The organism is Flavivirga eckloniae (assembly GCF_002886045.1).
In the GTDB taxonomy this organism is placed as follows: Bacteria; Bacteroidota; Bacteroidia; order Flavobacteriales; family Flavobacteriaceae; genus Flavivirga; species Flavivirga eckloniae.
Genome location: NZ_CP025791.1, coordinates 3,519,649 through 3,545,810, shown reverse-complemented (window position 1 = coordinate 3,545,810; position 26,162 = coordinate 3,519,649). Strand labels below are relative to the sequence as shown.

27 protein-coding genes are annotated in these 26,162 nt (G+C 34.0%); 4 read left to right on the top strand and 23 right to left on the bottom strand.

Features of this window, described 5'->3' with window-relative positions:
• Nucleotides 1-136: 136 nt before the first annotated feature.
• From C1H87_RS14655 to C1H87_RS14605, 11 genes are all read right to left on the bottom strand, one after another.
• The gene (locus C1H87_RS14655) at nucleotides 137-2,827 is read right to left on the bottom strand and encodes an SIR2 family protein (protein ID WP_102756530.1); all 2,691 of its coding nucleotides are present in this window, start codon (nucleotides 2,825-2,827) and stop codon (nucleotides 137-139) included.
• A 306-nt stretch (nucleotides 2,828-3,133) separates the two neighbouring features.
• A complete protein-coding gene (locus tag C1H87_RS14650; RefSeq protein WP_158655234.1) occupies nucleotides 3,134-3,883 on the bottom strand; it encodes a hypothetical protein in 750 nt (249 codons plus the stop codon).
• 6 nt (nucleotides 3,884-3,889) lie between these two features.
• Nucleotides 3,890-4,315 carry an SRPBCC family protein gene (locus C1H87_RS14645; protein ID WP_102756528.1) on the bottom strand — a complete coding sequence of 142 codons (426 nt, stop codon included), beginning with the start codon at nucleotides 4,313-4,315 and terminating at the stop codon, nucleotides 3,890-3,892.
• Between the two features lie 62 nt (nucleotides 4,316-4,377).
• On the bottom strand, nucleotides 4,378-5,235 hold the full coding sequence (locus tag C1H87_RS14640) for a helix-turn-helix domain-containing protein (protein WP_102756527.1): 858 nt from the start codon (nucleotides 5,233-5,235) through the stop codon (nucleotides 4,378-4,380).
• A 139-nt stretch (nucleotides 5,236-5,374) separates the two neighbouring features.
• Complete coding sequence (locus C1H87_RS14635) at nucleotides 5,375-6,292, bottom strand: DUF6268 family outer membrane beta-barrel protein (protein ID WP_102756526.1); 918 nt, start codon at nucleotides 6,290-6,292, stop codon at nucleotides 5,375-5,377.
• A 10-nt stretch (nucleotides 6,293-6,302) separates the two neighbouring features.
• Nucleotides 6,303-7,421 carry a fumarylacetoacetate hydrolase family protein gene (locus C1H87_RS14630; RefSeq protein WP_158655233.1) on the bottom strand — a complete coding sequence of 373 codons (1,119 nt, stop codon included), beginning with the start codon at nucleotides 7,419-7,421 and terminating at the stop codon, nucleotides 6,303-6,305.
• Between the two features lie 85 nt (nucleotides 7,422-7,506).
• Complete coding sequence (locus C1H87_RS14625) at nucleotides 7,507-8,094, bottom strand: Crp/Fnr family transcriptional regulator (RefSeq protein WP_158655232.1); 588 nt, start codon at nucleotides 8,092-8,094, stop codon at nucleotides 7,507-7,509.
• A gap of 93 nt (nucleotides 8,095-8,187) precedes the next feature.
• Entirely contained in the window at nucleotides 8,188-8,814 is a 627-nt protein-coding gene (gene aat / locus C1H87_RS14620; protein WP_102756523.1) for a leucyl/phenylalanyl-tRNA--protein transferase, read from the bottom strand.
• The gene (locus C1H87_RS14615) at nucleotides 8,814-10,190 is read right to left on the bottom strand and encodes a short-chain fatty acid transporter (protein WP_102756522.1); all 1,377 of its coding nucleotides are present in this window, start codon (nucleotides 10,188-10,190) and stop codon (nucleotides 8,814-8,816) included. The genes aat and C1H87_RS14615 overlap by 1 nt, the downstream gene beginning before the upstream one ends.
• 194 nt (nucleotides 10,191-10,384) lie before the next feature.
• Entirely contained in the window at nucleotides 10,385-10,762 is a 378-nt protein-coding gene (locus C1H87_RS14610; protein WP_102756521.1) for a DUF3127 domain-containing protein, read from the bottom strand.
• Nucleotides 10,763-10,794: 32 nt separating this feature from the next.
• Nucleotides 10,795-11,664 carry a flavin reductase family protein gene (locus C1H87_RS14605; protein WP_102756520.1) on the bottom strand — a complete coding sequence of 290 codons (870 nt, stop codon included), beginning with the start codon at nucleotides 11,662-11,664 and terminating at the stop codon, nucleotides 10,795-10,797.
• Nucleotides 11,665-11,785: 121 nt separating this feature from the next.
• Here C1H87_RS14605 and C1H87_RS14600 point away from each other — a divergent pair, with 121 nt between their 5' ends.
• Together C1H87_RS14600 and C1H87_RS14595 are read left to right on the top strand one after the other, a co-directional pair.
• Nucleotides 11,786-12,946: a sensor histidine kinase gene (locus tag C1H87_RS14600; RefSeq protein WP_102756519.1), complete on the top strand. Its 1,161-nt coding sequence runs from the start codon at nucleotides 11,786-11,788 to the stop codon at nucleotides 12,944-12,946.
• A complete protein-coding gene (locus tag C1H87_RS14595) occupies nucleotides 12,939-13,292 on the top strand; it encodes a hypothetical protein (RefSeq protein WP_102756518.1) in 354 nt (117 codons plus the stop codon). Before C1H87_RS14600 ends, C1H87_RS14595 begins: the two co-directional genes overlap by 8 nt.
• Here the strand turns inward: C1H87_RS14595 and C1H87_RS14590 are convergent.
• Together C1H87_RS14590 and greA are read right to left on the bottom strand one after the other, a co-directional pair.
• Nucleotides 13,287-13,676, bottom strand: coding sequence for an HIT family protein (locus C1H87_RS14590; protein WP_102756517.1), 390 nt, complete (start codon nucleotides 13,674-13,676; stop codon nucleotides 13,287-13,289). The genes C1H87_RS14595 and C1H87_RS14590 overlap by 6 nt on opposite strands.
• Before the next feature lie 74 nt (nucleotides 13,677-13,750).
• Complete coding sequence (gene greA, locus C1H87_RS14585) at nucleotides 13,751-14,224, bottom strand: transcription elongation factor GreA (protein ID WP_102756516.1); 474 nt, start codon at nucleotides 14,222-14,224, stop codon at nucleotides 13,751-13,753.
• A gap of 176 nt (nucleotides 14,225-14,400) precedes the next feature.
• On the opposite strand from greA, the gene C1H87_RS14580 reads away from it, so the two are divergent.
• Nucleotides 14,401-14,829: a Rieske (2Fe-2S) protein gene (locus tag C1H87_RS14580; protein ID WP_102756515.1), complete on the top strand. Its 429-nt coding sequence runs from the start codon at nucleotides 14,401-14,403 to the stop codon at nucleotides 14,827-14,829.
• A gap of 489 nt (nucleotides 14,830-15,318) precedes the next feature.
• Here C1H87_RS14580 and C1H87_RS14575 read toward each other — a convergent pair whose 3' ends face one another.
• From C1H87_RS14575 to C1H87_RS14540, 8 genes are all read right to left on the bottom strand, one after another.
• Nucleotides 15,319-17,484, bottom strand: a complete 2,166-nt coding sequence (locus C1H87_RS14575; protein ID WP_102756514.1) for a TonB-dependent receptor — start codon at nucleotides 17,482-17,484, stop codon at nucleotides 15,319-15,321.
• A 298-nt stretch (nucleotides 17,485-17,782) separates the two neighbouring features.
• Complete coding sequence (arfB, locus tag C1H87_RS14570; protein WP_102756513.1) at nucleotides 17,783-18,190, bottom strand: alternative ribosome rescue aminoacyl-tRNA hydrolase ArfB; 408 nt, start codon at nucleotides 18,188-18,190, stop codon at nucleotides 17,783-17,785.
• Nucleotides 18,183-19,745 (bottom strand): DUF4301 family protein, encoded by a 1,563-nt coding sequence (locus C1H87_RS14565; RefSeq protein WP_102756512.1) that lies wholly within the window; start codon nucleotides 19,743-19,745, stop codon nucleotides 18,183-18,185. The genes arfB and C1H87_RS14565 overlap by 8 nt, the downstream gene beginning before the upstream one ends.
• Nucleotides 19,745-20,311, bottom strand: coding sequence for an AAA family ATPase (locus C1H87_RS14560; protein WP_102756511.1), 567 nt, complete (start codon nucleotides 20,309-20,311; stop codon nucleotides 19,745-19,747). The genes C1H87_RS14565 and C1H87_RS14560 overlap by 1 nt, the downstream gene beginning before the upstream one ends.
• A complete protein-coding gene (gene pnuC, locus C1H87_RS14555; RefSeq protein WP_102756510.1) occupies nucleotides 20,272-20,904 on the bottom strand; it encodes a nicotinamide riboside transporter PnuC in 633 nt (210 codons plus the stop codon). The genes C1H87_RS14560 and pnuC overlap by 40 nt, the downstream gene beginning before the upstream one ends.
• Nucleotides 20,888-21,148, bottom strand: coding sequence for a thiamine-binding protein (locus C1H87_RS14550; RefSeq protein ID WP_102756509.1), 261 nt, complete (start codon nucleotides 21,146-21,148; stop codon nucleotides 20,888-20,890). The genes pnuC and C1H87_RS14550 overlap by 17 nt, the downstream gene beginning before the upstream one ends.
• 90 nt (nucleotides 21,149-21,238) lie before the next feature.
• Nucleotides 21,239-21,964: a geranylgeranylglyceryl/heptaprenylglyceryl phosphate synthase gene (locus C1H87_RS14545; RefSeq protein ID WP_102756508.1), complete on the bottom strand. Its 726-nt coding sequence runs from the start codon at nucleotides 21,962-21,964 to the stop codon at nucleotides 21,239-21,241.
• 3 nt (nucleotides 21,965-21,967) lie between these two features.
• Nucleotides 21,968-22,594 carry a 4'-phosphopantetheinyl transferase family protein gene (locus C1H87_RS14540; RefSeq protein ID WP_102756507.1) on the bottom strand — a complete coding sequence of 209 codons (627 nt, stop codon included), beginning with the start codon at nucleotides 22,592-22,594 and terminating at the stop codon, nucleotides 21,968-21,970.
• A 132-nt stretch (nucleotides 22,595-22,726) separates the two neighbouring features.
• On the opposite strand from C1H87_RS14540, the gene ahcY reads away from it, so the two are divergent.
• On the top strand, nucleotides 22,727-24,043 hold the full coding sequence (gene ahcY / locus C1H87_RS14535) for an adenosylhomocysteinase (RefSeq protein ID WP_102756506.1): 1,317 nt from the start codon (nucleotides 22,727-22,729) through the stop codon (nucleotides 24,041-24,043).
• A 131-nt stretch (nucleotides 24,044-24,174) separates the two neighbouring features.
• Here the strand turns inward: ahcY and C1H87_RS14530 are convergent, their stop codons facing one another.
• Nucleotides 24,175-24,930: a LytR/AlgR family response regulator transcription factor gene (locus C1H87_RS14530; RefSeq protein ID WP_102756505.1), complete on the bottom strand. Its 756-nt coding sequence runs from the start codon at nucleotides 24,928-24,930 to the stop codon at nucleotides 24,175-24,177.
• 1 nt (nucleotide 24,931) lies between these two features.
• Entirely contained in the window at nucleotides 24,932-26,014 is a 1,083-nt protein-coding gene (locus C1H87_RS14525; RefSeq protein WP_102756504.1) for a sensor histidine kinase, read from the bottom strand.
• Nucleotides 26,015-26,162: the final 148 nt, after the last annotated feature.

Sequence of the window (26,162 nt, the reverse complement as noted above, 5' to 3'; positions counted from 1 at the left end):
GCAGAAATGGATAAATTATTACAGGAAAAGGTGTTTATTTGGTTTTAGGTTGAAAAACATAGAGTGTTGTTTAATGGTTTAACCCCATAAAAAGCATAACTTTTATTACGTCTATAATTAAGGTATGTTTTAAGAATCATTGTGGCACTTTTGTACTATACTTCTTATATCTTTTTAATAACTTTATAAACTCTTCATCTCCAAGATATTCTTTCCAGTCTTCATCTTTTTCAACAAAATCAACATTTATTTCGCCTTTCAATAAACTAATATTCAAATATTTTAATGCATTTTCTTTTTCTTTTTTTAAAGCATAAATACATGAAAGATTATAAGAGCTTGCTCCATATTCGATAGCCTTTTCGAATTTACCAAAGGCCTCTCTGTACAGTTCCTCTGCTTCAGAACCTTCCTTGGCTTTGGCTAAGTTTCCTAAATCAATTCCCCAGTTGTATAGGGCTTCGTGCATGTCGGGTTTTATCTCAACAGCCTTTTCGAATTTGCCAAAGGCCTCTCTGTACAGTCCCTCTGCTTCTGAGCCTTCCTTGACTTTGGCTAAGTTTCCTAAATCAATTCCCCAGTTGTTAAAGGCCTCGTGCTTGTCAGGTTTTATCTCGACGGCCTTTTCGAATTTGCCAAAGGCCTCTCTGTACAGTTCCTCTGCTTCTGAGCCTTCTTTGGCTTTGGCTAAGTTTCCTAAATAAGTTCCCCAGTTGTTAAAGGCCTCGTGCTTGTCGGGTTTTATCTCGACGGCCTTTTCGAATTTACCAAAGGCCTCCCTGTACAGTTCCTCTGCTTCTGCCCCTTCTTTGGCTTTGGCTAAGTTTCCTAAATCAGTTCCCCAGTTGTATAAGGCTTCATGGAGGTCGGGTTTTATCTCGACGGCCTTTTCGAATTTACCAAAGGCCTCCCTGTACAGTTCCTCTGCTTCTGAGCCTTCTTTGGCTTTGGCTAAGTTTCCTAAATCAATTCCCCAATTGTTAAAGGCCTTGTGCTTGTCGGGTTTTATCTCGACGGCCTTTTCGAATTTGCCAAAGGCCTCTCTGTACAGTTCCTCTGCTTCTGGACCTTCTTTGCCTTTGGCTAAGTTTCCTAAATAAGTTCCCCAGTTGTACAAGGCTTCATGGAGGTCGGGTTTTATCTCGACGGCCTTTTCGAATTTGCCAAAGGCCTCCCTATACAATTCCTCTGCTTCTGCGCCTTCTTTGGTTTGGGCTAAGTTTCCTAAAGAAGTTCCCCAGTTGTATAAGGCGGCTTGCTTGTCGAATTTTATCTCAACAGCCTTTTCGAATTTACCAAAGGCTTCTCTGCACAGTTCCTCTGCTTCAGAGCCTTCCTTGGCTTTGGCTAAGTTTCCTAAATCAATTCCCCAGTTGTTAAAGGCCTCGTGCTTGTCAGGTTTTATCTCGACGGCCTTTTCGAATTTGCCAAAGGCCTCTCTGTACAGTTCCTCTGCTTCTGAGCCTTCTTTGGCTTTGGCTAAGTTTCCTAAATAAGTTCCCCAGTTGTATAAGGTGTCGTGCTTGTCGGGTTTTATCTCGACGGCCTTTTCGAATTTACCAAAGGCCTCCCTGTACAGTTCCTCTGCTTCTGCCCCTTCTTTGACTTTGGCTAAGTTTCCTAAATAAGTTCCCCAGTTGTACAAGGCTTCATGGAGGTCGGGTTTTATCTCGACGGCCTTTTCGAATTTACCAAAGGCCTCCCTGTACAGTTCCTCTGCTTCTGCCCCTTCTTTGACTTTGGCTAAGTTTCCTAAATCAGTTCCCCAGTTGTATAAGGCTTCGTGGAGGTCGGGTTTTAACTCCAAAGCATATTCATATTCCTTAGCTGCTTTTATGGGCTCACTTGAAAGACTGTGTCCAACTCCCTTAGAAAAATACTTAAGAGCTTCTCTTTCCAATAACTTATCCTTATTAGACGTGTTTTTAAGTTCTTCAATCATTTTTTCAGCTTTCTCTAGTTGCTTTTTTAAGACCGTGACTTCTTTGGATTCATCATTATTTTCAGCTTCTTTTTTTATAGAAATCAGGCTATCTATAATAGAGTCTATTTCGGAATGTTGGTCAATAGTTATGGCTGTCAAAAAATCGAGAGAACTATCTAAAGGTTTGTTGGTTATAATAAAATGCTTTTGATTATACTCCCTTTGCAAATTTTTAACTTCTTTAAAAATATTATTTATTTGAAAATCTCCCATTCCTGCACCAATAAAAAGTATGGATTTATTGATTACAATGTTTCTCAAAACCAACAAAGAGTGTTCAGCATCTTTTTGTATGTTTTCATAGAGGTTTTTGTAATTTTCAGGGAATAAGACCATAGAATCTGCATCTTCGAAACATCCGTGAAGTTTAAAAAGCAAAGCTGAATTAGAGTCTTTATGTGTAGTTAATTCATAATTCTTCCCTTTATAGGCTTTATTTTTTCTTAATTCAGGAATAGCTATTTCAAAAGCGTTATCATAATTAGTCGTAATTATTTTTTTGGACAACTGATATAACTTCTTATGCAACTCTACATTGTTGTTTTTTTCTATGTCTAAAAAATCTTTAATAAAACTATATATCACTTTTTTCGGAATATCAACATCCGTTTCAATTAAATCTAAAACTTTTATAGGCTCATATTTTTTTAACAATGGAATTAACAAGTCAACTGCATAACCTTTCTCATTCAAATTATTTAAAATATTTTCTACTAAATTGCTCCAACCTTTTAATTGTTTGCCATTAATATTTGTAAGATTATAGGATAATCCTGCGCCAACAAATATTAATAACTCATTATTATCAATTGCCTTTTTTAATTCTACCGGTATTTTATTCATTTTCACTAACTATTTGAAGATCAACGCAGTTATAAAATTCTGTTTTAATAAACCTTATAGATTATAAAGCGCAAATTAGATGAAAAATATTACAAAACCAACTATTATCACTTTCCAAACACCTAACCAAGAGACTCTTGAAATTATATCAACCCTCACCTCCCCTAATAATTTGTAACTGATAATCCATAAATCCATAACTCAAACTTTGAACGTATTTTAAAACATAAAAGCAACAGTAATTAAAACACTAACACCTTAATTCTGTTGCTTTCCATTAAATATTATAAAATTCATGAACAAAACTCACTGAATAGCCTCCCCAAGAATAAAAATCAAATTACTTAGCGACCCATCTCTTTTAGGAAAAAGCTTTTGCATGCGCTCATCACTTACCATTTGTTTCATCCCTTCTTGAGAATCGAAGTAAAAACGATGGATTTCGTTTGGTTTTTCTAATTCACCTTTCGATTCTATTGGAAGAAGAAAGCGTTCAAAGTGTGTTCCAAATTCTGGAATAATAGCACAAGCCTCATCATGATATTGTGCAAATTGCGTTTCATATTTTTCCCCTTGCTTAAAGTATATTAAGGCAATACCATAGGTTTTTGTATTATCACCTATTTCACGAACAAATTCAAAATCTGTCTTTTTAGTTACAAAACCATACATTTTTTCTACAGAAGGGGCTACTACCTCTTCCTTAAGCGCTAGAAATTCGGGATCTTTATTAAAAGACTCTAGAGCCTCTTTATTTGGATATACGGCAAAATGAATTTCGTTTGGAAGTTCTAATTCTCCTTGTGCAATCATTGTTGGTTTTATAACTCTTTCAATCCGGGCGCCGTACTTTTCAAGGAGCACATTACCTCTTGATCTTAATTTTTCAAATGTTTTTTCTTGTCCTTTTTTTAAATAGAAAAAGGCAACATTTATTATTTCCTGATTATTCATGATTCCTTTTTTAACTAATTGACCTTCGTTTGTATTTGTCTGACCTGTTGTATAACAGGTGCTGAGCATTGCGAGAATGACTCCGACGATAAATGCTTTCATGATCAATTATAAATTTTGTTGAATATAGTTTTCCATTTCCTCCAATCCCATGGTCCAAAGATTTTTAAAAGCTTCCTTGGCAATTTTACCATTCTCTTCGGTTGCTTTAAACGAACCAGACCAATCTACAGTAGCTCTTCCATTGTCTGCATCTCTAACGACCATGATTTCTACAATATCTTCAACGGGTAGCATATCTTGCTTAGGAATTGCAAAACGGAAGGTTTTGGTCTCATGATTTACTTCCAGAATATCCTCAACCAGATCGATCCCGTCTGCTGTTTGGCAAAACCGTTTTCCATTTTCTACCTTACATGATTTGATCATAGAACCAAACCATTTGTCAACGCCCCCAACGGCACTAATCACTTCCCAGACTTTGTCCGGAGAGGCGTCTAATTCTTTTGAGATTTTTTCTTTAATTGTCTTCATAATGTTTATGTTTTAATTATGAAAACAAATATCAAGACCTTATGAAATGTTGATTTGCACAGTTAGTCCAATGATTTACCAAAATGGTTCAACTTATAAGTAGTTGGCGACATACCATGCTGTTCTTTAAATATTCGCGAAAAATGTGCGACACTCGAAAAGCCACATTCGTAAGCGATTTCGGTAGCTCTTAACTCTGTTTTAGATAATAGTTCTAAAGCTTTTTCAATCTTTTTTGTTCGCAGATATGTGGCCGGTGATTCTTGATATGCTTTCTTAAATTGTCGCTTAAAAGTGGAGACACTCATACCTGCAAGACTGGCCAATCGCTCAATCGTGATAGACGAATACAAATGTGCATCAACAATATCGCGTAGGGTATATGAATTTGGTTCAAATAAATTCGAAAGAATGATCTTTATTTCGGGGGCGTTCTTCGTTTTACTGAGCAATAAAATGATTTCTTTAAGTTTTAAAATAAGAATTTCCTCATCTACCACTTGTGGATTTTCGAAGTAAAACAACAAGGAATCAATATACTTCTCAATGACTTTATCATTATGAATTTTTGCCATCCCGATTGATGGCGAGGTCTTTTTTTTGAGAAATTCCGGCAATTTATTTTCATAAATCCTCGATAAAACTTCAGGGAAAAAATGCACAGCTATCGCCTGATATTTTTCAGTATTGGGTGTTGGAATCATATCTGATAAATAGTTGCCACATTTCATCAATATGGATTCTTTTGAATTTACCTGAATCTGTTCTTTTTCAGAAGTTGAATTATATGTTCCTTCAATAATGTGTAAAAAACACGCTTCATTTTGCATGATATTATCTTTTTGAAACGGCGGCTTGAGCACCATGGTTTCAAATAGCATTTTACCAAATAAGTCTAATCTTTTGTAGTCTATGATCATAAAACGGGTACCAATCTTTAAAGCATACTTTTTTGTTTTGGCATTTCAACAAGCCAATTTATTTATGCTCTATATGTAACGAAGTTAATTGAAAATTTTAATAACATTAAGTTTCTGTACTTTAGAAAATCTTAAAAGCTCATTCATGTTCAGGTATTTTAACTATTAAACCCAAACCAAACGTTGATTCCATTTTGTTTGCTTTATACCCCATATTTTCAATGTCGTTAAAATAAGCATCTGTCAGGCCTTGCTCTGATATTAATTTTAACCCTGCACGAGCATAAATATTAATTGCATGAGTAATGTAATAATTAACTTGTGGTGTAAATGTAAGATTGGTTGTTGTTTGATACTCCGGCTTAATTTCCATATTAGTAGTTAATGCGCTATCAAATTCCACGTCAAAGGCACCTATATCATAGTTTACCATAAATCCTAGCTCAAATTTTTCAAACGGTTTATAAAAAACGTTAAGTCTTGGGTACATTAAATCTATTAACCATCTATCTGTTTTGTAATATAAGAAGGCTACTGGAAGAATTAATACTTCTCCCATAGCTTTGGAGTGCGTTATACCAAAACCAAATCTAAAATCATTCTCACCTTTGGGATGGAATCCTACAGTAACGGCATTAATGCCTTTATATGCATGAGATAGCTTAAGGTTTTTAAAATCTGATTTCAATGTTGAAAAATTGACATAGTTCAATGCCCATTTTTTATTTAGCTTATAGTTAAATATTGTGGTTAAACGAACATCGTGCAGATTATTTGAAAATAGAAGTTTTTCACTATTATATCCAGTAAAATCGTTCTGAAACCATTTGTATTCTGAATTGTATATGATTCTTAGACTTCCTAATGCTATCGGAGGCCCAGCGAGATATAGTTTAGAGATACTCATTTTACTGCTTTTAATACCACTTTCGGCTATATCATTGTTAGTTTCACTAAAAGCTGTATGACTTATGTTTAAAATATCGCTAAAGGACTGTGCTTTAACTTGTATTCCAAAAGTTAGGATGGTTATTGTGATTATTATTGTGATTCGCATATGTTACGATTTATTTTGATTGTACTTTACTATAGATATACCCTAGATTTTCTACATGAGCTCTAATCAATTCTCCTTCTTGTAAAAATTGTTTTTTCCTTAAAAGTTTCCTGATATATTGATCTACAACATATGCTTTTGGCTTCCAGTTAAAGAACTTAAATAGTAGGCCATATTTAATAGCCCTTTTAATTATAAACCCTTTTGTTGGCGGACTAAACGTGACCCCTCCCGGTGTACCAGTAATGGCAATTGTTCCTTTTTCTATATATCCTTTGGGTAAAAGTGAAATGGGTTTGTTATTGTATATCCATCGTTGTTCATCACCTAACTTTAGCGCCTCCAAGGTCACTTTAGGCACATCCCAAAACATACTACGTAACTGATCGTTCTGAGTTAGAATATGGTTTCGCCAAAGTTTAATCTTTAAATTTTTGTAATAGGATTTCCAATTTTCAGGTACTACTAATACAGGTCCTACCGGAAAATATCCCGACTTACTTTTACTATCGGTAAAACCGACAGCTAATTCTGGATGATCGGTATCGTAAACCTTTAGCATGCTAGCTCTATCTGAATAATCTACAGCTACCATAAAGCCTAGAAGTTGATCATGTAAATCTTCAATTTTATGCACGTTTTTGGAGTATACTACAGCCAATTCTACCTCATAATCCAATAGTTCCTTGTTACCGGTTAAAAAGACGTTACTCTTATATGGAGTGAGTTTCGTTACTTTAGGAAATAGAACAGGAGAAATTTTAACGTTAGTTTCTTCTTTATGCTCGGGGTAATTTGTTGCAATAGCAATGGTATTTGCCTTAGCGTCTATTGGAGGTAACACATTAGCCGACTTAAAATATTCTAACCTGGAAGTGTCTGAAAGTTTAGCAACAATCGTGTTGTAACCTACTTGTTCTATAAATTCAAAAATGTTATCTGAATAATTGTTTAGTTCCTTACTTAAATTAATCCCTTCAATCCCTCTTTCACTTAATGTTTCAACCTGTATGATATTGATTTTTCCATTATTAATCGCTCTTGCGAGCGATAGGACTTCTTGGGATATAACGTTTTGAATATTTGCTAAAAATAGCACCAATAGGAATATGCCTTGCTTTAAATTCATTTTCATTGATTTTTAATTACAAGGCTAAATTATAGCTCTAATAAGGGCTATTCGTTCACATATGTGAATTAATGTAACAGCGACATTATATGTCTTTATATTCTTTTCTTATTCTGCTAAGTGATTGTGGTTTTATACCAAGGTAAGACGCTAAATGATATTGAGGAAGTCGCTGTAACAACATGGGATGTTCTTTAACCAAATCGTAATAGCGTACGCTTGCGTCCTTAAATAAAAGGCTTTCTATACGATTATGATGTGTGATATACATTTTTTCACAAACCAAACGCCCCAGCTTTTGCCATGCTTCCGATATAGTATATAAATTCTGAACAGCTTCAAATGGTAATGTTAAAATTTCGGCATCTTCAAGAGCTTCTATTTGAAACTTTGTCGGGACCCGTTCTAAAAAGCTTTGATAGGCTACTAAGAATTGATTTTCATGATAAAACCAAAAATTAATCTCATCTCCATCTTTTAGATAATACTTTCTAAAAAAACCTCTTGTAATAAATCCTAACGTATTACTAGTTTGCCCAGAACGTAGAAAAACATCACCCTTTTTATAATGCTTTACACCTATATTCTGTTTGATTTTGTCCCAATCTTCTTCCGGGAAAGAAATGTACTGCTGAAATGCTTTTTTAAGGGCAATGGTATTTATTGTGTTCAAGAAATTGTAATTAATAGGTGAAACTACTGTAGGTTTTATACACCACCTTGAACGAGATTAGTTATTATTTATTACAAAACAACCTTGTTAAGTTTATGATAAATATTCTAAAAAGGAAGCCCTGGGAATTTCCTCTGCCCCCAAGCTTTCCAAATGATTGGTATGCACCTGGCAGTCTATAAGTTTATAATTTGTGTTTTGAATAAAGGTTATAAAACCTACTTTACTGGCATTGCTCGTTTTGGCGAACATACTTTCACCACAAAATATACCATTCCCCAAATCAACACCATACAGTCCGCCAATCAAATCATCATCTTTCCAAACCTCAACAGATGTTGCATATCCTAATTCATGAAGTTTTGTATAGGCATCTATCATACTATTTGTAATCCATGTACCAGCCTGACCTTCTCGTTTTATTATAGAACACTCTGTAATAACATCTTTAAAAGCCTTATTAATAGTAACCACATAATCCTTATTACGTAGCACTTGTTTCATGCTTTTTGATACTTTTAATTTATCTGGAAACAGGACAAAACGAGGATCTGGAGACCACCATAAAATAGGTTCTCTGGAATCAAACCAAGGAAAAACACCCGATTTGTAAGCAAGTAACAAACGGTCTACCGATAAATCGCCACCGATAGCTAATATGCCTTCTTTAGTAGCTAGGTTAACATTTGGAAACCATATATTTTCGTTTAACATAATCATTAAAATAGTATTAAACCTAAAATATATACGCTTATGCCAACTAACATAAGAATTAAAGTATAGGGCAAAATATCTTTAGCCTTTAATTTAGTAATTCCTAACAAAGGTAATGCCCAAAAGGGTTGGAACATATTTGTAATTTGATCGCCATAAGCCAGTGCCATTATTGCTTTAGGTAGTGGCACATCCAATTTTAAAGCTGACTCTATAACAATTGGTCCTTGCACTGCCCATTGTCCGCCACCACTTGGCACAAAAATATTAACCAAACCGGCACTAAAAAAGGTAAAAATTGGTAATGTAGTTGTGGTTGCAATAGACACAAAGAAGTCCGATATCATAACCACCATACCCGAATATTTCATGATGCCCATTATGCCAAAGTACAACGGAAACTGTATAAGAATTCCCGAAGTTCCTTTAATAGCTTCTTCAACTGCATTTAAAAAATTACTAAAATTTTTATGTAAAATAATGGCTAAACCTAACATGAAAAAATTTAGCATGTTTGGTGTAATCTGAAGGCTTAATAAATTCCCCCAATATTGATATACAAATGCGATTAGTAAAATAACACCAAAACCTATACCTAAAATACCTGAGAAGTCTAACTGCTCCGCACCTTCTAGATTGCTTTTTTCACCTGTTTTAAACTGGTACTCCTTTAATTTAAAGTTCGTAGGTCGTGTTGTTTTTGCCAATTGTTTTAATACCGAAGGTACCAAGACGAGCAACACCCCAAATAGCACTAAGTTCCACCAACTAAATATTGTTGTATTAAAGTTGATACTCTCTGGTATTTGATTAATTATTTCTGATGAAGTAATGCCGTGCATCAAGCTTTTTATATGACCGCTTTCTGCAACTTTAATGGGTGCCGATCCACTAATACCTCCATGCCATATCATCAAACCTACATATCCAGATGCACCTACCAAAGAGTAATTTAAGGGTATATTATTTCGTTGGGCATGTTCTCCAACTTTCCTTGCTAAAATGGCTCCAAATATAAGCCCAAGTCCCCAATTTAAAAATGCCATAAGCATTGTTGTAATACTAACTAGAACTACTGCTGTAGATGTATTTGTAACGTTTTTAGATAAGCTTACTATGAGTTTATTTACGGGTTTACTTAACACCAAAACATGTCCTAAAACCAATATCAACATCATTTGATACGCAAAGACCAGCAACCCTTCGTTCCAAATACCTTTTTCCCAAAACGATAAAATTTCGAATATGTGATAGTCCTCTCCAACAGGTTTTGTAAAACAAAGCGCCAAAACCATAGCTAGAAACGTTAATAGTATGGCAATAGTAAATGGCGATGGTAGGTATCTTTTAAATAATATCTCAATCGTCCTGGTTATATTCATAGTTGAAAATTAAGAAAATATTACAACAAAAAAGAGAGTATCTAAAAAGTCTTATAATTTGATTTATCTGGTTGAGCTTGCCGAAACTGATTTTTATTATCAGTAATTTAAATACATTTCGACAAGTTCAATATAACATCAAACTTACTTTTCAGATACTCTCCTTTAATTTTTTAAGCAGAGGTTTCTATACTTTAAAAAGGAAGATCGTCGTGGTCATCTTCTTTTAAATCTCCAGCAGGTTCAAAAGCGTCAGCAGGCGGTACTGGTGGTACATTGCCTTCTGCAGCTTCAGCTTGTAGAGCTTCTATTCTCCATCCTTGAATCGAGTTAAAATATTTTGTTTCTCCTTGAGGGTTTACCCACTCTCTACCTCTAAGGTTAATACTAATTTTAACTTGTTGCCCTACTTGATAGCTGTTTAATAGATCTGTTTTATCTTGAACAAATTCTACCATAATGTGTTGAGGGTATTGCTCTTCTGTAGTTACTACAATCTCTCTTTTTCTAAACCCATTACTTCCAAAAGTCTGAGTTTCTCCAACCATTTTTATTCTTCCTTGAACTTCCATTAATTAATTATTATATCTATTTTTATTACTATTTAACTTAACAATATTTTCCAAGCACTTTCAACATCACCAAAACTAAGGTAATTACGTGCCAACTTATGTTTTTGTCTATGTGTAGCCGTTTTTATGTTCGGATACCGCTCTCCTAAATCTTCAATAAAGCCTTTAATATTTTCATCTGTTGGCAAAGTTTCTACGTTTGCTAACATTCCTAAATCATTTCCTGTTAAAACCATGCTATTTTTAACATGATCCGGAAAATTATCAACACCTATTCCTTGAGTTGATAATGGCTTGGGTATTTCAAAGAAGCCTTTTTTAGCACGAGTGTAATAACTTCCTCCTGCTCTGGCAACCAAATCCAGTTTTTGCTGGTTTATAGTACCATTTTCATCAAGTACATCTTCATCGATATGGAGCTTAACAACTTCGCAAATCACTAAATTTCCCGCGCCTCCTTCTGTTCCTAACTTAACAATATCATTAACCTTACATTCAAACTGTACGGGTGCTTCTGCAACACGAAACGGTTTAACTATGTCGGACTTTAGCATAGTCAGTCCCGATTTTTCAAACTCGTTTACGCCTTCCGGGTATTCCGTACTGCTTAACGACATTTGATGCACCATATCATAATTCACAACATTAATAACAACTTCCTTCGTTGCTTCAACATTTTGTAACGTATGCTTTGTTGTGTTATCCCTAACACGTCTCGCAGGCGAAAATATCATGATAGGCGGATTCGCACTAAATACATTAAAAAAACTAAATGGTGACAAATTAGGGTTTCCATCAGCACCCATGGTACTTGCGAAAGCTATTGGCCTTGGCGCAACTGCACTTAATAAATAACCATGCAATTTACTGGTAGACAAGCTTTTTGGATCAAACGATGTCATTAGCATTTTAGTTTTAACAAATGTAACTATTCTGTTGTTTAACTAAAAACCAATTTACTAACATCTTAAACAATAATATTAACAGATTTGCATTATATTACAAATTGTAATTAGTTAGTGAATGATTTTTACAAAGTATGGTAACGCTTTTCGTTGGATTATTACAATAGCTTCTTTCGTTATTGTCTCTCTTATTTTATGGAAAACTTATGAATTTTTCCAACATTTTAAGGAGGAGGAACGTATCAAAATGGAAAATTGGTCGTTTGCTCAAAATGAATTTGTGAATTCTGATGTGAATTCCAACATGGAACTTATACTGCAGATCCTAACTAGCAACAAAACAACGCCAATGATTGTTATTAACGAAGATGGCAGTTTAGGCAATTATAACAACATAGATGATTTCAAAGTTTCTGATTCTTTGCATGTTAAAAAACTAATCTTAAAATTTGAGAAAGAAAACGACCCTATTCCCATAAACATAGGCGACACTATAGTCAGCACGATTTATTATGGCAATTCCCCTTTATTAAACAAACTAAAATATTATCCGCTGGCGTTAATACTTATTGTTGTATTATTTGGTGCCGTTGTTTTTTTCTTTTATAGCAGTAACAAAAATGCTACTCAAAATAAGTTATGGTCTGGCATGGCTAAGGAAACGGCCCATCAAATAGGTACGCCTTTATCATCTTTAATAGGCTGGACAGAAATTTTGAAAAGCGATAATGTAAATCCAGATTATATTACCGAAATTGAAAAAGATGTAGATCGGTTAAAGACCATTACAGAACGCTTTAGTAAAATAGGGTCTTTACCTACCTTGGAAGTTGCAGATATTGTTAAAGAAACTATTGATTCTTACGATTACTTAAAATCGCGATCTTCGAATCTTATAGACTTTAAAATTATTGCTCCAGAGGATACTATTCCTGTGAATTTAAATAAACAGCTATACAGCTGGACTATTGAAAATCTGGTAAAAAATGCCATTGATGCCATGAAGGGCAGAGGTAAACTTACAATTGAAATTTCTCAATTGGAAAGCATTGTGAAGATTAGCGTTGCCGACACCGGAAAAGGTATTCCTAAAAAGGATTTTAATAAAATTTTCACTCCTGGATATACTACAAAAAAACGCGGTTGGGGATTAGGATTATCACTTACCAGGCGCATTATAGAGGAATTTCATGATGGAAAAATAAAAGTATTGCAATCTCAAAAAGGAAAAGGAACCACTATACAAATCAGCTTAAAACGTGCCCCAAATCATGTCTGAAAAACTAGTTACCGTAAAAGAAGTTGTTTTAAAGAACAACTGCCCTGAGTGTTATAACAATGAAGGCTTACGCCTAATTTTTAAACAAAAAATAATTGACACCAGGTTTTATCGATCTTTAACATCTCAAGTTAAATACGAAATTGAGTGTAGAGTATGTAATAGTATTATTTACCCTGTAAAATGGGATGATAATATTGAACGTGTTTTTGATTACCACAAAAAATTGTTTGTACCCAAAAGGGCGTCGACCTATTTAAAGAAAACATCGTGGGTTACCATTATTTTAACAATTGTAGCAGCAATTGCTGCTATAATACTAACCGCGTACCCTTTCGATTTATAATTGGTTGTTGATAGCTTTTGCTATGTCTTCGAATTCTTTCGTTGTAAGTTTTGCTTTTGTAATAAAGCGAGCATCATCCATGGTATGTAATGGAATTAAATGTACGTGTGCGTGTGGCACTTCCAGTCCTATTACAGAAACCCCTACACGTTCGCAAGGTATTGCTTTTTCTATGGCTAGAGCAACACGTCTTGAAAAACTCATTAACCCATTATAAGTGGCTTCATCTAAGTCAAAAATCTTATCAACTTCTAGTTTAGGAATACAAAGTGTATGCCCCTTACTATTTGGGTTTACATCTAAAAACGCTAGAAAATCATCTGTTTCTGCAACTTTATAACAGGGAATTTCTCCGTTAACTATTTTTGTGAAAATTGATGGCATATTAATTATTGAGAGGTTTTAGAGAGTTTCCTACGATACACTTAGGTTACTTATACTGAGCGCGGGAATAGTATTTATCTGGAGATTTCTATAATATCAAATTTCATAACACCATTAGGGACTTGAATTTCTGCTACATCTCCAACAGATTTTCCAAGCAAACCTTTACCTATAGGAGAATTTACCGAAATTTTACCTGAAGCTAAATCTGCTTCTCCATCTGCTACCAGGGTATAGTTCATTTCCATACCATTAGTTTGATTTTTTATTTTAACTTTAGATAATACTAATACCTTTGAATTATCTAATTGAGATTCATCAATTACACGGGCACCTGCCAATGCGTCCTCTAATTTAGAAATACGCATTTCTAGCATGCCTTGAGCTTCTTTGGCGGCATCATATTCTGCATTTTCACTTAAATCTCCTTTATCTCTAGCTTCTGCAATTGCTTTTGAAGCCTTAACTCGCTCTACATCTTTTAATTGCTGTAGCTCGTCTCTTAATTTTTTTAACCCCTCAGGTGTATAGTAAGATACTTTACTCATAACTTCATCGTTTAACTTAATAAAATAAAAAGATGCTGAAAACCAATCCGATATAATCTCGTGAAGCGTTCAGCATAAAAAAAATCTCGCTAACACGAGATTGTATAACAAATATACAAAATATTTAACTCAATTTGCTTTTTGTCGTAAATTGCGTTTTTAATTCAAAAATTGCTATGAAATCCATTTTTCTTTTTGCCAGTTTTCTTATTCTAGTGTCTTGCAGCAAAAATTCTGTTAACAACCCAAATTGTAATTTTTTACTAGATATAGGTGTTAACGTTAATATTAATTTAAGTTTACCACAGTATAGTCAATTACCTTTTCCGGGCAACTCTGTATATGTACAAAACGCTGGAAATGGAGGGATTATTGTTGCCAATACTGGGGCTGATTTTTTTGCCTGGGATGCCAGTGACCCTAACCATATACCCAGTGCTTGTTCTGTTCTTGTGCCAAAAGGTTTAAACGCTACTTGTGGCTGCCAAGATAAGAACGAATACAGTTTAGTTACTGGTCAATCATTGGGAGATAAAAACCTGCCATGCGCCCTAAAAAACTATAGGGTCGAAAAAAACGGAGATAATCTTTTAATATTTAATTAACGCATTCTAGGATAAAACCAAATAATTAAGCTGCGAATTTATTAATCTCTACATAAGGTCAGATTCCCTGTCTACCGACAGCTACGGTGTACCCACATCTTTTTAATCAAGCCACGAATTACACAGATTTACACGAATAAAACCTCAATATGATGGATAGCTCTCTATACTATTCATAATCACGAATCAGACTTTCAGTCTGTTTTTACAATCCAGACCCGATTTAATTCTATTATATTTCTGTATTCTAATTTATTAATAAGTAAACTCGAATTACTTATTTGTAAATAATTTATATTTAGAACCATTTGTGATAATTCGTGAAATTAGTGTCTATCTTTATAAAATTATTATTTAATATGCAGCCATATTTGTGAGTACACCTTAGCTGCCAACCTTTAGGCAGGCTCCTCGTACCTCGTTCGGAATGGCACAACTTATTTATTTAAACATATAAATTTAGCTTTTGCTCCTCGTAATGACGTATTTTTAAAACTTCAAGGTTGCCCCTACTAAAAAGTTGGTTGTTGCCTGTGGATAATAGCCAGCAAAGTAGCCTGTTGTAGTGCCTGTTGGACTTGATGTATCGTCAAAATCAAACGATCCGAAATAGCCATTAGACACATATTCTTCGTTTAGAATATTATTAACCAAACCTGATAGTATTATAGATTTAAAAATCTTTTTAGGGCTAATTTTATAGTTAACACTAAAATCGTTAACAAAATAGCTATCTAGTTTTGACGTTTCGTTATCAATATTTCCCATATACTGCTCTCCTACATATTTACTTAATAACGAGAGTTGTAAATTATTCACAGGATAAAAGTTTAAAGCATTACCAAAAACCAATTCGGGTGAAAAAGAAATATTAGTATTTCCTAAATCAACAAGTTCGCCATTAATAGACGAAGTAAAGTCTTTATTCTTATTACTGCTTACTGCTATATTGGTAGACATATTAACGGTTTTACAGAAATTAATATTAGCATCGACCTCTAAACCTAATCGATAACTTTTACCACTAGTAGCTCTAATAGGGCTTCCTACATCGTCTAACTCTCCTGTTAAAACCAACTGATTTTGGTAAAACATATAGTATAAATTGGTATTAACACTAACCTTTTTGGCATTATAGCGCCACCCCAATTCAATATCGTTGAGGGTTTCATGCTCTGTTACACCAGCCTTAAAATCGTCGCGATTTGGTTCTCTATTGGCTCTGGCATATGATGCATAAAAACTGTTTACATCGCTATGTTTATAGGTAAAGCCTAATTTAGGATTAAAGAAATTAAAATCTGCATCGGTAACAAAGTTGTTACGATTAGAGTCTAACCCATTGGTTTTATAATTTACAAAACGCCCTTGTAAATCGATAAATCCGGTAATTTTTTCAGCTAAATTAAACGTCGTTTTCGAAAAGACACTGAAATCATTTTTAGTGGCATCGCCTTCATAGTAACGATCACGAATGTTTGCATTTTCTGCAAATCCTCTTGCCCAAATAACTTCTCCAAAATGATCGCCAGAATAGGTATTGTATGAGATTCCTGAAATGATTTCGAAAGCTCCCTTCTTATAAGCTACATTAGCATTAACCACATAAAAATCATTATCTAACCAACGTCTTCTTATAACATCTGTTATGGGCATATTATCTTCATCAACATCGGTTGCTACCACAATACCATTGTAAAGACCGATATCGCTTGTATCATCTTCATACTGCTCAAAATATCCTTTCCCCTGGGTATAGTTTAATCCGAGAGTTGCAGACCAATAATTATTAAATCGTTCGTTCCAATGTAATTGGTAATGATTTTGCCAATAATTATCTGTTTCATTGTCGTAAGTATACGGATTCTGACGACGATTCTCTTGTAATTGCGCGGCTGTTAAACCAAACCAAGATTGGTAAGTTTGTTCCTTATTACCAAATGTAAGTGCTTTTATTAGGGTATTATCATCTTTATAAACACCTTGCAAAAAGTAAGCTCGCAAATCTGTAAATGCTCTGTCTACATAGCCATCGGAATCTATCTTAGAAAACCGTCCAGAAATTTCAAAATGATCGTTCAATAAGCCTGTGCTCAATTTTACGGTGTGTTTTCTGGTGTTAAAACTTCCGAAACTGTTTGATATTTCTCCTGTAGCTTCGTTGGAAAACGCATCTGTAAGTAAATTTAAACTCGCTCCAAAAGCACCAGAACCGTTTGTAGATGTTCCCACACCACGCTGCAATTGTAGGCTTTCTGTTGAGGAAGCAAAGTCACCTAAATTTACCCAAAACGTACCTTGACTTTCTGGATCGTTATATGGAATACCGTTTATAGTTACATTTACACGTGTTGCATCGGTACCACGAACACGAATTCCTGTGTAACCTACACCAGCACCAGCATCACTAGTCGTTACTACCGATGGCAAATAATTAAGCAATATTGGTAAATCCTGACCTAAATTACGTTTTTCCAATTGCTCCTTAGTCACATTAGAATGTGTAATTGGAGACGTAGCATCTACACGAACTGCTTTTACTAAAACCTCGTCTAGTTTTTCTGTTTTTGTTGAATCCTGTTGTTTTTGATTTTCTTGTGCATTGACACAGACTGATAACACTAATAGTGTTAAAAAAAGAAATAAGTTTTTCATTGCGATTATAAGTTATAATCGAATAAAAAGAGGTAATTATTCTTTAATTGTTAATGATTTGTTTTCAGAATTAATATTGAAAAGATTGCCGTGTCGTTTTTTGAACTCCTCGCAATGACAATAAAAATTCAAATCCCTAAACAGCATTACCTGTTCCAGGTTCATTGGGTATGATCTCAGCAATTCGAAAGTTAACAATTAAAAGTTGATAATTCTTAACTAAAAAAGCACCCCTTTTTGAGAACGGCGCAAAGATACGAACAATTGCTAATTTCTCAATTCTTAATTGATGTTTATTTTACTCAATGTCAGGCTTTTTTCTGTTTGTCTTTTTTTCGGAATGACTGCGCTTATCTTTTAATCGTTTTCTTTTAACCGCTTTAGGTGTTTTTGTGGGTATACGTTTCTTTTGAACCACTAACCCTAAACGGATTAACTCTAAAAAACGTTTTATAACAAGTTCCTTGTTTTTATGTTGACTGCGACTCTCATCACATTGCAATATTAAAACGCCTTCTTTTGTTAACCTATGCTGGAGTTTACTTTGAAGACGTTCTTTTTGTTCTTCATTAAATACAACCGATTCGTTTAAATTAAAAGCCAGCTCAACTTTCGATGATACTTTATTTACATGCTGTCCACCGCTACCCGAGCTTCTAATAGCTTTATAGGTTAGTTCTTGTAGTAGGAGGTCTTCATTAAACATTAGCGTATTTTACCTGATGTGCCGGTTTAAGCAAATCGTTAACTGTTTTTACGGGGTTAAAGGTTTCTAAAGGTACTTCAACAAAAATGGAGTTCCAGTACGCCATACTACCGTTCCATAAACCAGGTAGTTCTAAGGCTTTTATATCTATTCCATTTTGAGTTTTCATGGTTATAAAAGCGGCTTCTGGGTCTACAAATTTCTTAAGATTGAACTTTTCTCCTTTATAATTTTTAACGCCACAAACCAAATCTGTTGGGTTAAAATGGGTTGCATTTTTCACAATGGCTTGCTGTGCACTATCTTCAATATTTATTTGGGCAAATTCTACAATTTGTAACGATATCTCGCCGTTTTCATCTTTTACCCAAAATGGTCCGCCTCCGGGTTCTCCTTCATTCTTAACCATACCACATACTCGAATTGGACGGTTTAGTTTTTCCTTTAGGTAATTTCTTTTTTCTTCTAATGTAAAATCTTCGAAATCTCCATCGATAGGAACATTCATTTTATTAGATAAGAGCATAGCTGCTTCAAGAAGCGTTCCTTCTAACACTGTTTCTTCGTCAAGTTTATGCAATAACTCGAAAGCTTGTTCTTGAACTTTTACAAGAATACCTGCCAGCAATTTTTTATACTCCGAAACTTCAACATTCTTATTGGCAACTACGATATTATCTACATTTTTAATAAAAATGACATCGTTGTCCAATTCATTTAAGTTTTCTAATAAAGCACCGTGTCCTGCTGGTCTGAATAGAATAGAGTCATCATCGTTTCTAAAAACCTTGCCATCTACCGTTAATGCAACGGTTTCGGTAGCTTCTTTTTGATATGAAAACGACACATTAAATGTTGTTTTGGTTTCTTGCTCTAAACCTTCTTTTAAACGGATTAACTCATTTGAGAAATATCGATGATGTTTTTCTGAAACGGTAAAATGAAGATTTGCATTATTATTCGAAGAGGCATACAATGTTGACTCGAACAAGTGCTCTTGAAAAGCTGTTATTGCTGCATCTTCATATTCATGAAAAGGAAGCAACCCCTTAGGTAAAAAACTATAGTTTAAACCGTTCTCATCTAACATTGTTTTTACGAATTGCAGATATTTTTCGCCTTCTGGTAAATTATCGAAATTTGAATTGGTTTCTTTAGCTTTTAAAATAACTTCGGCATAAAACGGAAATTGTTTCAAATTAGAAATAAACGTTTTGATAAGATTATCGTTATGTTTTCCAACATAATCTTCAATACTTTCTTTTGAGGGATCGAAATTTTTCAAAAACTGAAATAAAAACTTAAACATTCTGGTAGCTGCTCCAGATGCTGGTACAAATTTTAAGGTAGACAAATCATTTTGCTTTGACTCGTAAAGCTTTATAAAATCTTTTGTTTCGTTGTCGTTATAACTCTCGATGCCTTCCCCAATAGTCGCAGCTGCTACCAGATTAGAATGGGACATTCCATTTTTTATACGTGCTACCTGAGCATTAACTTGTTCTGCTGTAATGCCTTTATTTTGTATTTGTTCTATATCTTTTTCTGTAAACATTAATTTTCTTTTAATAGTTTATCAATATATTTAACCGCTGTTTCCAGACGTTGTTTTTTGTTACCCTTAAGCAATACATAAGGTTTATTACTTTTTATTAGTTCATTTTGAAAAGCTTCAAACATATCTTCTCTATGGTCTGGTTTGTCCCGAAGATCGTCTGCTTCCCATGGTGTATCAATATAAGTTAAAAAATATAAATTGTAGGTATTTTCTAACGCAAATTTTTCAAGTACAGGATCACAACTCCCTAAATAGTAAGCTTCTGAATATACTTTGGTTTCTAACAAATCGGTATCGCAAATTAAAACGGTATCTGTTTTCTGCGCCAATTCGTTTTCAAGTTTCATTTGCCCCTCTGCAATGGGTAACAAATCATCTGGCTCGCAGGTTTTGCGCTCATTGTTCCATTTATTCTGGAGGTATTCCCTCGCATATTCTGGTACCCAAACCGAGTTATAGTGTCTGGCCAACTGTCTTGACAAGGTTGTTTTTCCGGTAGATTCCGGACCAAACAAAACCACCTTTATGCAATTTGCCGGTTGTTGTTTATACTTTTCTTCCATGCTATGTAACCAAATATAGCTATAAATGTAAATCCTAAATATTGTAAACTGGTAAATGTAAACCCTTTATAAAAATATAACGGCACCGATATTAAATCGCCTACAATCCAAAAAAGCCAATTTTCTAATTTTCGTCTTGCCATTAACCACATGCCTACAAAAAATATGGCTGTAGTAAACGTATCAATATAAGCTACCCAACCCGTCCATTTATCAAACGTTTTATAAACCAAAAACACAAACAATAAAGTCGCCAGAAATATAAATACACTTATTAATCGCTCCTTAGGTGTTGTTATTGAAATTGGAGTCACATGTGTTTCATCTACTTTTCTCGTCCAAACATACCATCCATAAACGCTCATTACAAAGTAATATCCGTTTATCATCATATCTCCTAAAAGTTCCCACTTAAACAATAAATACACAAATATTATTGTACTTATCATACCTGTTGGAAAAACCAAAATTTTATTTTGCTTTGAATACCAAACAGAGAGAAACCCAAAAATAACCGCTATTATTTCTAATAATACGTCTATCGTTTCATAATCTGAATACTGCCCGAAAAAAAAATCAAAAATGGGGTTCATAATCGTGCCTGTCCGATTTTACGATCTTCATATACAATAAGCCTTTTTCAATAAGTTCGAAAGCTTCTTTAATCTCTACAGTGAGCAAATTCATTACCTCATCGTAATCGCCATAAACCTGAGTGCTTAAAGGGTTTTCCAGAACCTTAAGATTAGAAGCTCTTAGCTTCTTAATAAAATGAATAATGGCAGGCTCGAAATTGTCCTGTAACGGTGTTAATGTAAGCTCTACTGATATTTTCATTGAAAATTTTATTTTCATTTCCACGAGAGTGGAAATCCTATTATTATTTATTTGCTTCGTGACATGTTAAAACAAATTTACCCCGGCAATTTACTTTTTTAATTCATTAAAAAACGATTCATTCTCTTCAAAAGCCGTACCAATAACTACTAAATTAGCTCCAGCTTTATATGCGTTTTCTAATTGTTCTTTACTTCTTATACCACCGCCAACTATTAACGGAATATTTAGTGCTTCCTTAACTTTTAATATAATTTCTTTTGAAACCGGTGTTTTAGCACCACTTCCAGCTTCAAGATAAATCATTTTCATTCCTAGAAATTCGCCCGCTTTTGCTGTATCTACAATATATTGAATATTAGCTCTTGGTATTGGCTTTGTTTCTGTAACTCTTTCAACTGCTGTAGCTTTTCCGTTTTCTATTAAAACATAACCGGTAGAAATAACATCGAGGTTTGTTTCTTTTAGTTTCGAAACAGACGTTATGTGTTTACCTATTAAATACTCCGGGTTTCTTCCCGAAATTAAAGAGAGAAATAAAATGGCATCTGCATGATTGGTAATTTGAGTGACATCGCCTGGGAATAAAACCACGGGGTGTTTTGTATACTTCTTTATTTCGGCTACTAAAACGCCAGTTGTGTTTTCGTCAACAGTACTTCCTCCCACAAAAATATGAGTCGCTACTGAGGTGTTTACTTTATTAATAAAGCCCTGTACTTTATCAAGCAACATTTTATCAGGGTCTATTAAAACCGCCAAAAGTTTTTCTTGCTTAGAAACCGATGCTAATATGTCGTTATATACTTGAGTCATCGTTTAAGCAATAGCGTAAGCACAGGTAAATCCTTCAAACTCTAAAAAACGAATATTATAGCGGCACTTTTTTGTTTCGTAATCAACCCATGCTATAGTTTCGTTATCCTTAATGGAAAATGGTATTACCAAACAGTGCTTTCTAAAGCTTAATCCAGGTGTTGCAAATAATTTGAACAACGATTCTTTTACACACCAGATTGCAGTAAGTTTCCTTATATAACTTGCACCATCTTTATTTAAATAGTCTTCCTCGTAGTCAACAAATTTATGGGCTATAATGGTAATTTTTTCACGTTGCTTTTCTATATCAATACCAACAATAAGATCGCTAACAATAACTGCCGAAAAATTAAAGGAATGTGTAATAGATATTTGCTTCCCGTCTTTTAAGTGTGGTTTTCCATGCTCATCATAAAACAAGTCCGAATCTTGATACCCGAATTCGGCCAGTAAGCAACGTACACTCAAAAAGCCACGTTGATGCAATTCACTTTTCATTCTTAAAACACGTTCTAAACTTTTAGGCTTTAAGTGTGTGGATTCCATTAAATCGTCATAAGACTCATCAATCTTCCAGATTTTAACAATAGTTTTTGAATCTGGGTGTATCGTTTTATAGAGAGGCATTTACTTTTCTAAAAGTTATTAGTTATCTTTGCACCACCTAATTTGGTTTGTAATTTTTTAACAAGCGAATTTAACTATTTAAGTGTTAATCACAACCTTGTTTAGGTTTAAAAATAAAAAGAAAATACAGATATGAGCACAAAAACAATTCCTTATGTAGCTAACAAAGTGAAAGATATTTCGCTTGCAGATTGGGGTAGAAAAGAAATAGAATTAGCTGAAGCAGAAATGCCAGGGCTTATGAGTTTACGTGAAGAGTACAAAGACTCGCAACCTCTTAAAGGGGCAAGAATTGCCGGATGTTTACACATGACCATCCAAACGGCTGTTTTAATTGAGACTTTACAAGCTTTAGGAGCAGAGGTTACTTGGAGTTCTTGTAACATATTCTCTACTCAAGATCAGGCTGCTGCTGCGATTGCTGCTGCCGGAACGGCTGTTTATGCTTGGAAAGACATGACTGAAGAGGAATTCGACTGGTGTATCGAGCAAACACTTTTCTTTGGTGAAGACAGAAAACCTCTTAATATGATACTTGATGATGGTGGTGATTTAACTAATATGGTTTTAGATAAATATCCAGAATTAGCTGCTGGAATTAATGGTTTATCTGAAGAAACCACTACTGGTGTGCACAGACTTTACGAACGTGTAAAGAATGGTACTTTACCAATGCCTGCCATTAATGTTAACGACTCGGTTACAAAATCGAAATTCGATAACAAATACGGTTGTAAAGAAAGTGCTGTAGATGCTATTCGTCGTGCTACGGATATCATGTTAGCTGGAAAACGTGTTACAGTTTGTGGTTATGGCGATGTTGGTAAAGGTACTGCTGCTTCGTTTAAAGGTGCGGGAAGTATAGTTACTGTTACAGAAATCGATCCTATTTGTGCTTTACAAGCTGCTATGGACGGTTTTGAAGTTAAAAAACTAGAAACTGTTATTGGTAATACAGATATTGTAATAACGACTACTGGAAATAAAGACATTGTACAAGGACGTCACTTTGAAGCGTTAAAAGACAAAGCTATTGTTTGTAACATCGGGCATTTCGACAATGAAATCGATATGGCATGGTTAAACGAAAATCACGGTCATACAAAAACAACTATTAAGCCTCAGGTAGATAAATACAATGTTAATGGTAATGATGTTATCATTCTTGCCGAAGGGCGTTTAGTAAACTTGGGTTGTGCTACAGGTCACCCAAGTTTTGTAATGAGTAACTCGTTTACAAACCAGACTTTAGCACAGATAGAGCTTTGGAACAATGCTGATGCTTATAAAAATGAGGTATACATGTTACCAAAAACCTTAGATGAAAAAGTAGCCAAGTTACACTTAGCTAAAATAGGTGTTGAGTTAACTGAGCTTCGTGAAGAACAAGCCGAATACATTGGTGTAAGAGTTGAAGGTCCATTTAAGCCTGAGCACTATAGATACTAAATTATAAAAAGCGTGAGCTTTTAGATTTATAAAAGGTCTAAAAAGTGTTATTCAGAACGACTTGTGCTGAGCGAAGTCGAAGCACTAAAAATGACAATCCAAGAACTTTTTAGACCTTTTTCTATTACCAATTAACAATCCAACCACTTTTTAAAATTAGTGGTTCGTTCTCTGGATACTATAATTTGTTCTTCTTCACTCGGTTCTAGTTTTAATAGTAATCTACTATTAAAATAGCTGTGTATTTCATTTACAGCATTAACAGAAACCATATATTTCCGATTGATTCTAAAAAACTGAATAGGGTCCAGAATATCTTCTAATTGATCTAAAGAATACTCTATAGGATATTTTTTTCCATTAATATTTCGCAGATAAATTAAACCTTCATGAGACTTAAAATATGCTATATCCTCTACATTAAAGCTATTAAATTGATTTCCAATCTTTACCATAAAGCGCCGTTTATATGCTTTGGAAAAAAGATTTTTTAACTGTTCGTACTTCTGCTCATTCTCTTTTTCAGGGATTAATCTTGTCTTTCTAAACTTGTTTAAAGCTTTTTCTAAATCCTTTTTATCTATTGGTTTTAGTAAATAGTCCAAACCATTATACTTAAATCCCCTTATAGCATATTCGTTGTAAGCAGTGGTGAAAATTATTGGGGGATGTTCTTTTAACTCATCAATAATATCAAACCCATAGCCATCATTTAGTTGTATATCCAAAAATATTAAATCTGGTAATGTATTATTCTTAAACCAGGTTATGCCTCCCTCTACAGAGCTTACACGGTCTAAAATCTCAATATCTGGTGCCAGTTCTTTTACCAGGTTGGCCAATCGCTTTGATGCTATATTTTCATCTTCTATAATTAAAGCTTTCATATTAAGATTCTAAGGGCATATCAAATTGTTTTATGGCTTTATGCAATAACGGAATTTCAATTTTGTAAATATCATTTTTTTCCTCGATAACTATCTGTTCATTCGTATAAAAAGCATAACGCTTTTTAATATTACTAATACCTAGTTTAGTTGATGGTTCTTCTTTTCTTTTACGCAATGTGTTTTGTATAACTAGGTTTTTATCATTAGAATATATATTAACTTCCAAAGGTTTCTCCTTTGAAAAATAGTTATGCTTAAGCGCATTCTCTACCAACATTTGCAAAGACAGTGTTGGTATTGAAAAGCCTTTAGGGTTAACTAAAATATTGGTTGTTATGGATAATGATTCCTTGTGCCTCACATTCATCATAAATATAAATGAATCTAAAAAGTTTAATTCCTTTTCCAAGGTTACTAAATCTTTCTCCTTATTATCCAGGATATAACGATAACACGAAGCTAATCTCGTTACAAAATCTGATGCCAGATCGCGATCTTCGTACATTAACGAGGTTAACGTATTTAAACTATTAAATAAAAAATGTGGGCTTATTTGGTTTTTTAGCGAGTTATACTTCGAGGTTATGACCTCCTGCTTTAGTTGGTGTAAAGAACTTTCAATTTCCTTTGCCCGCTTTGTGGTGTAATAAAACAGGTTAAAAACAGTTAGGGAAAAAAGCAATAATGCGGCTCTTAAAAAGTCTACACGAAATTGTAACCAGGGATCTTCCGCATCAATTCTACATATATAGTTAAATTCAAAAATCGCTAAATAATACGATAGCGCCATAAAAGGTAACATGATTGCCAATGTTTTTACTAAAACATCTAGACTATTATAAAAACTCATGTTAGATTTCAATACATCCTTGTTCTTCCTTTTAATTAACCAATCGTTTATTTCCCAAGTAAGCAGAAAGAATATAATCGCAGACACATAATAAAAAACAGGTTCATTTATAGGGTCTTCGCCATTAAGATGTTTTTCTTTAGTATTAACGGTAAGCTTTATCAATAGAAAAATAATATTGATAACCAGAAACCTAAACCCTATTTTTTTTATTTGTGCAGTCTTAATCATTCAAATGTTATTCTAACAATCATCATGTTCAAATATACTGAGTACGCTGTTAAAAAACCCCATTTTCCATTTCAGTTGTTAAATAAGCGCTTAAACTGTTATTGTTTCCATTTAAACCGAAAAACGGTTTAAATATGCTTCATGGCAT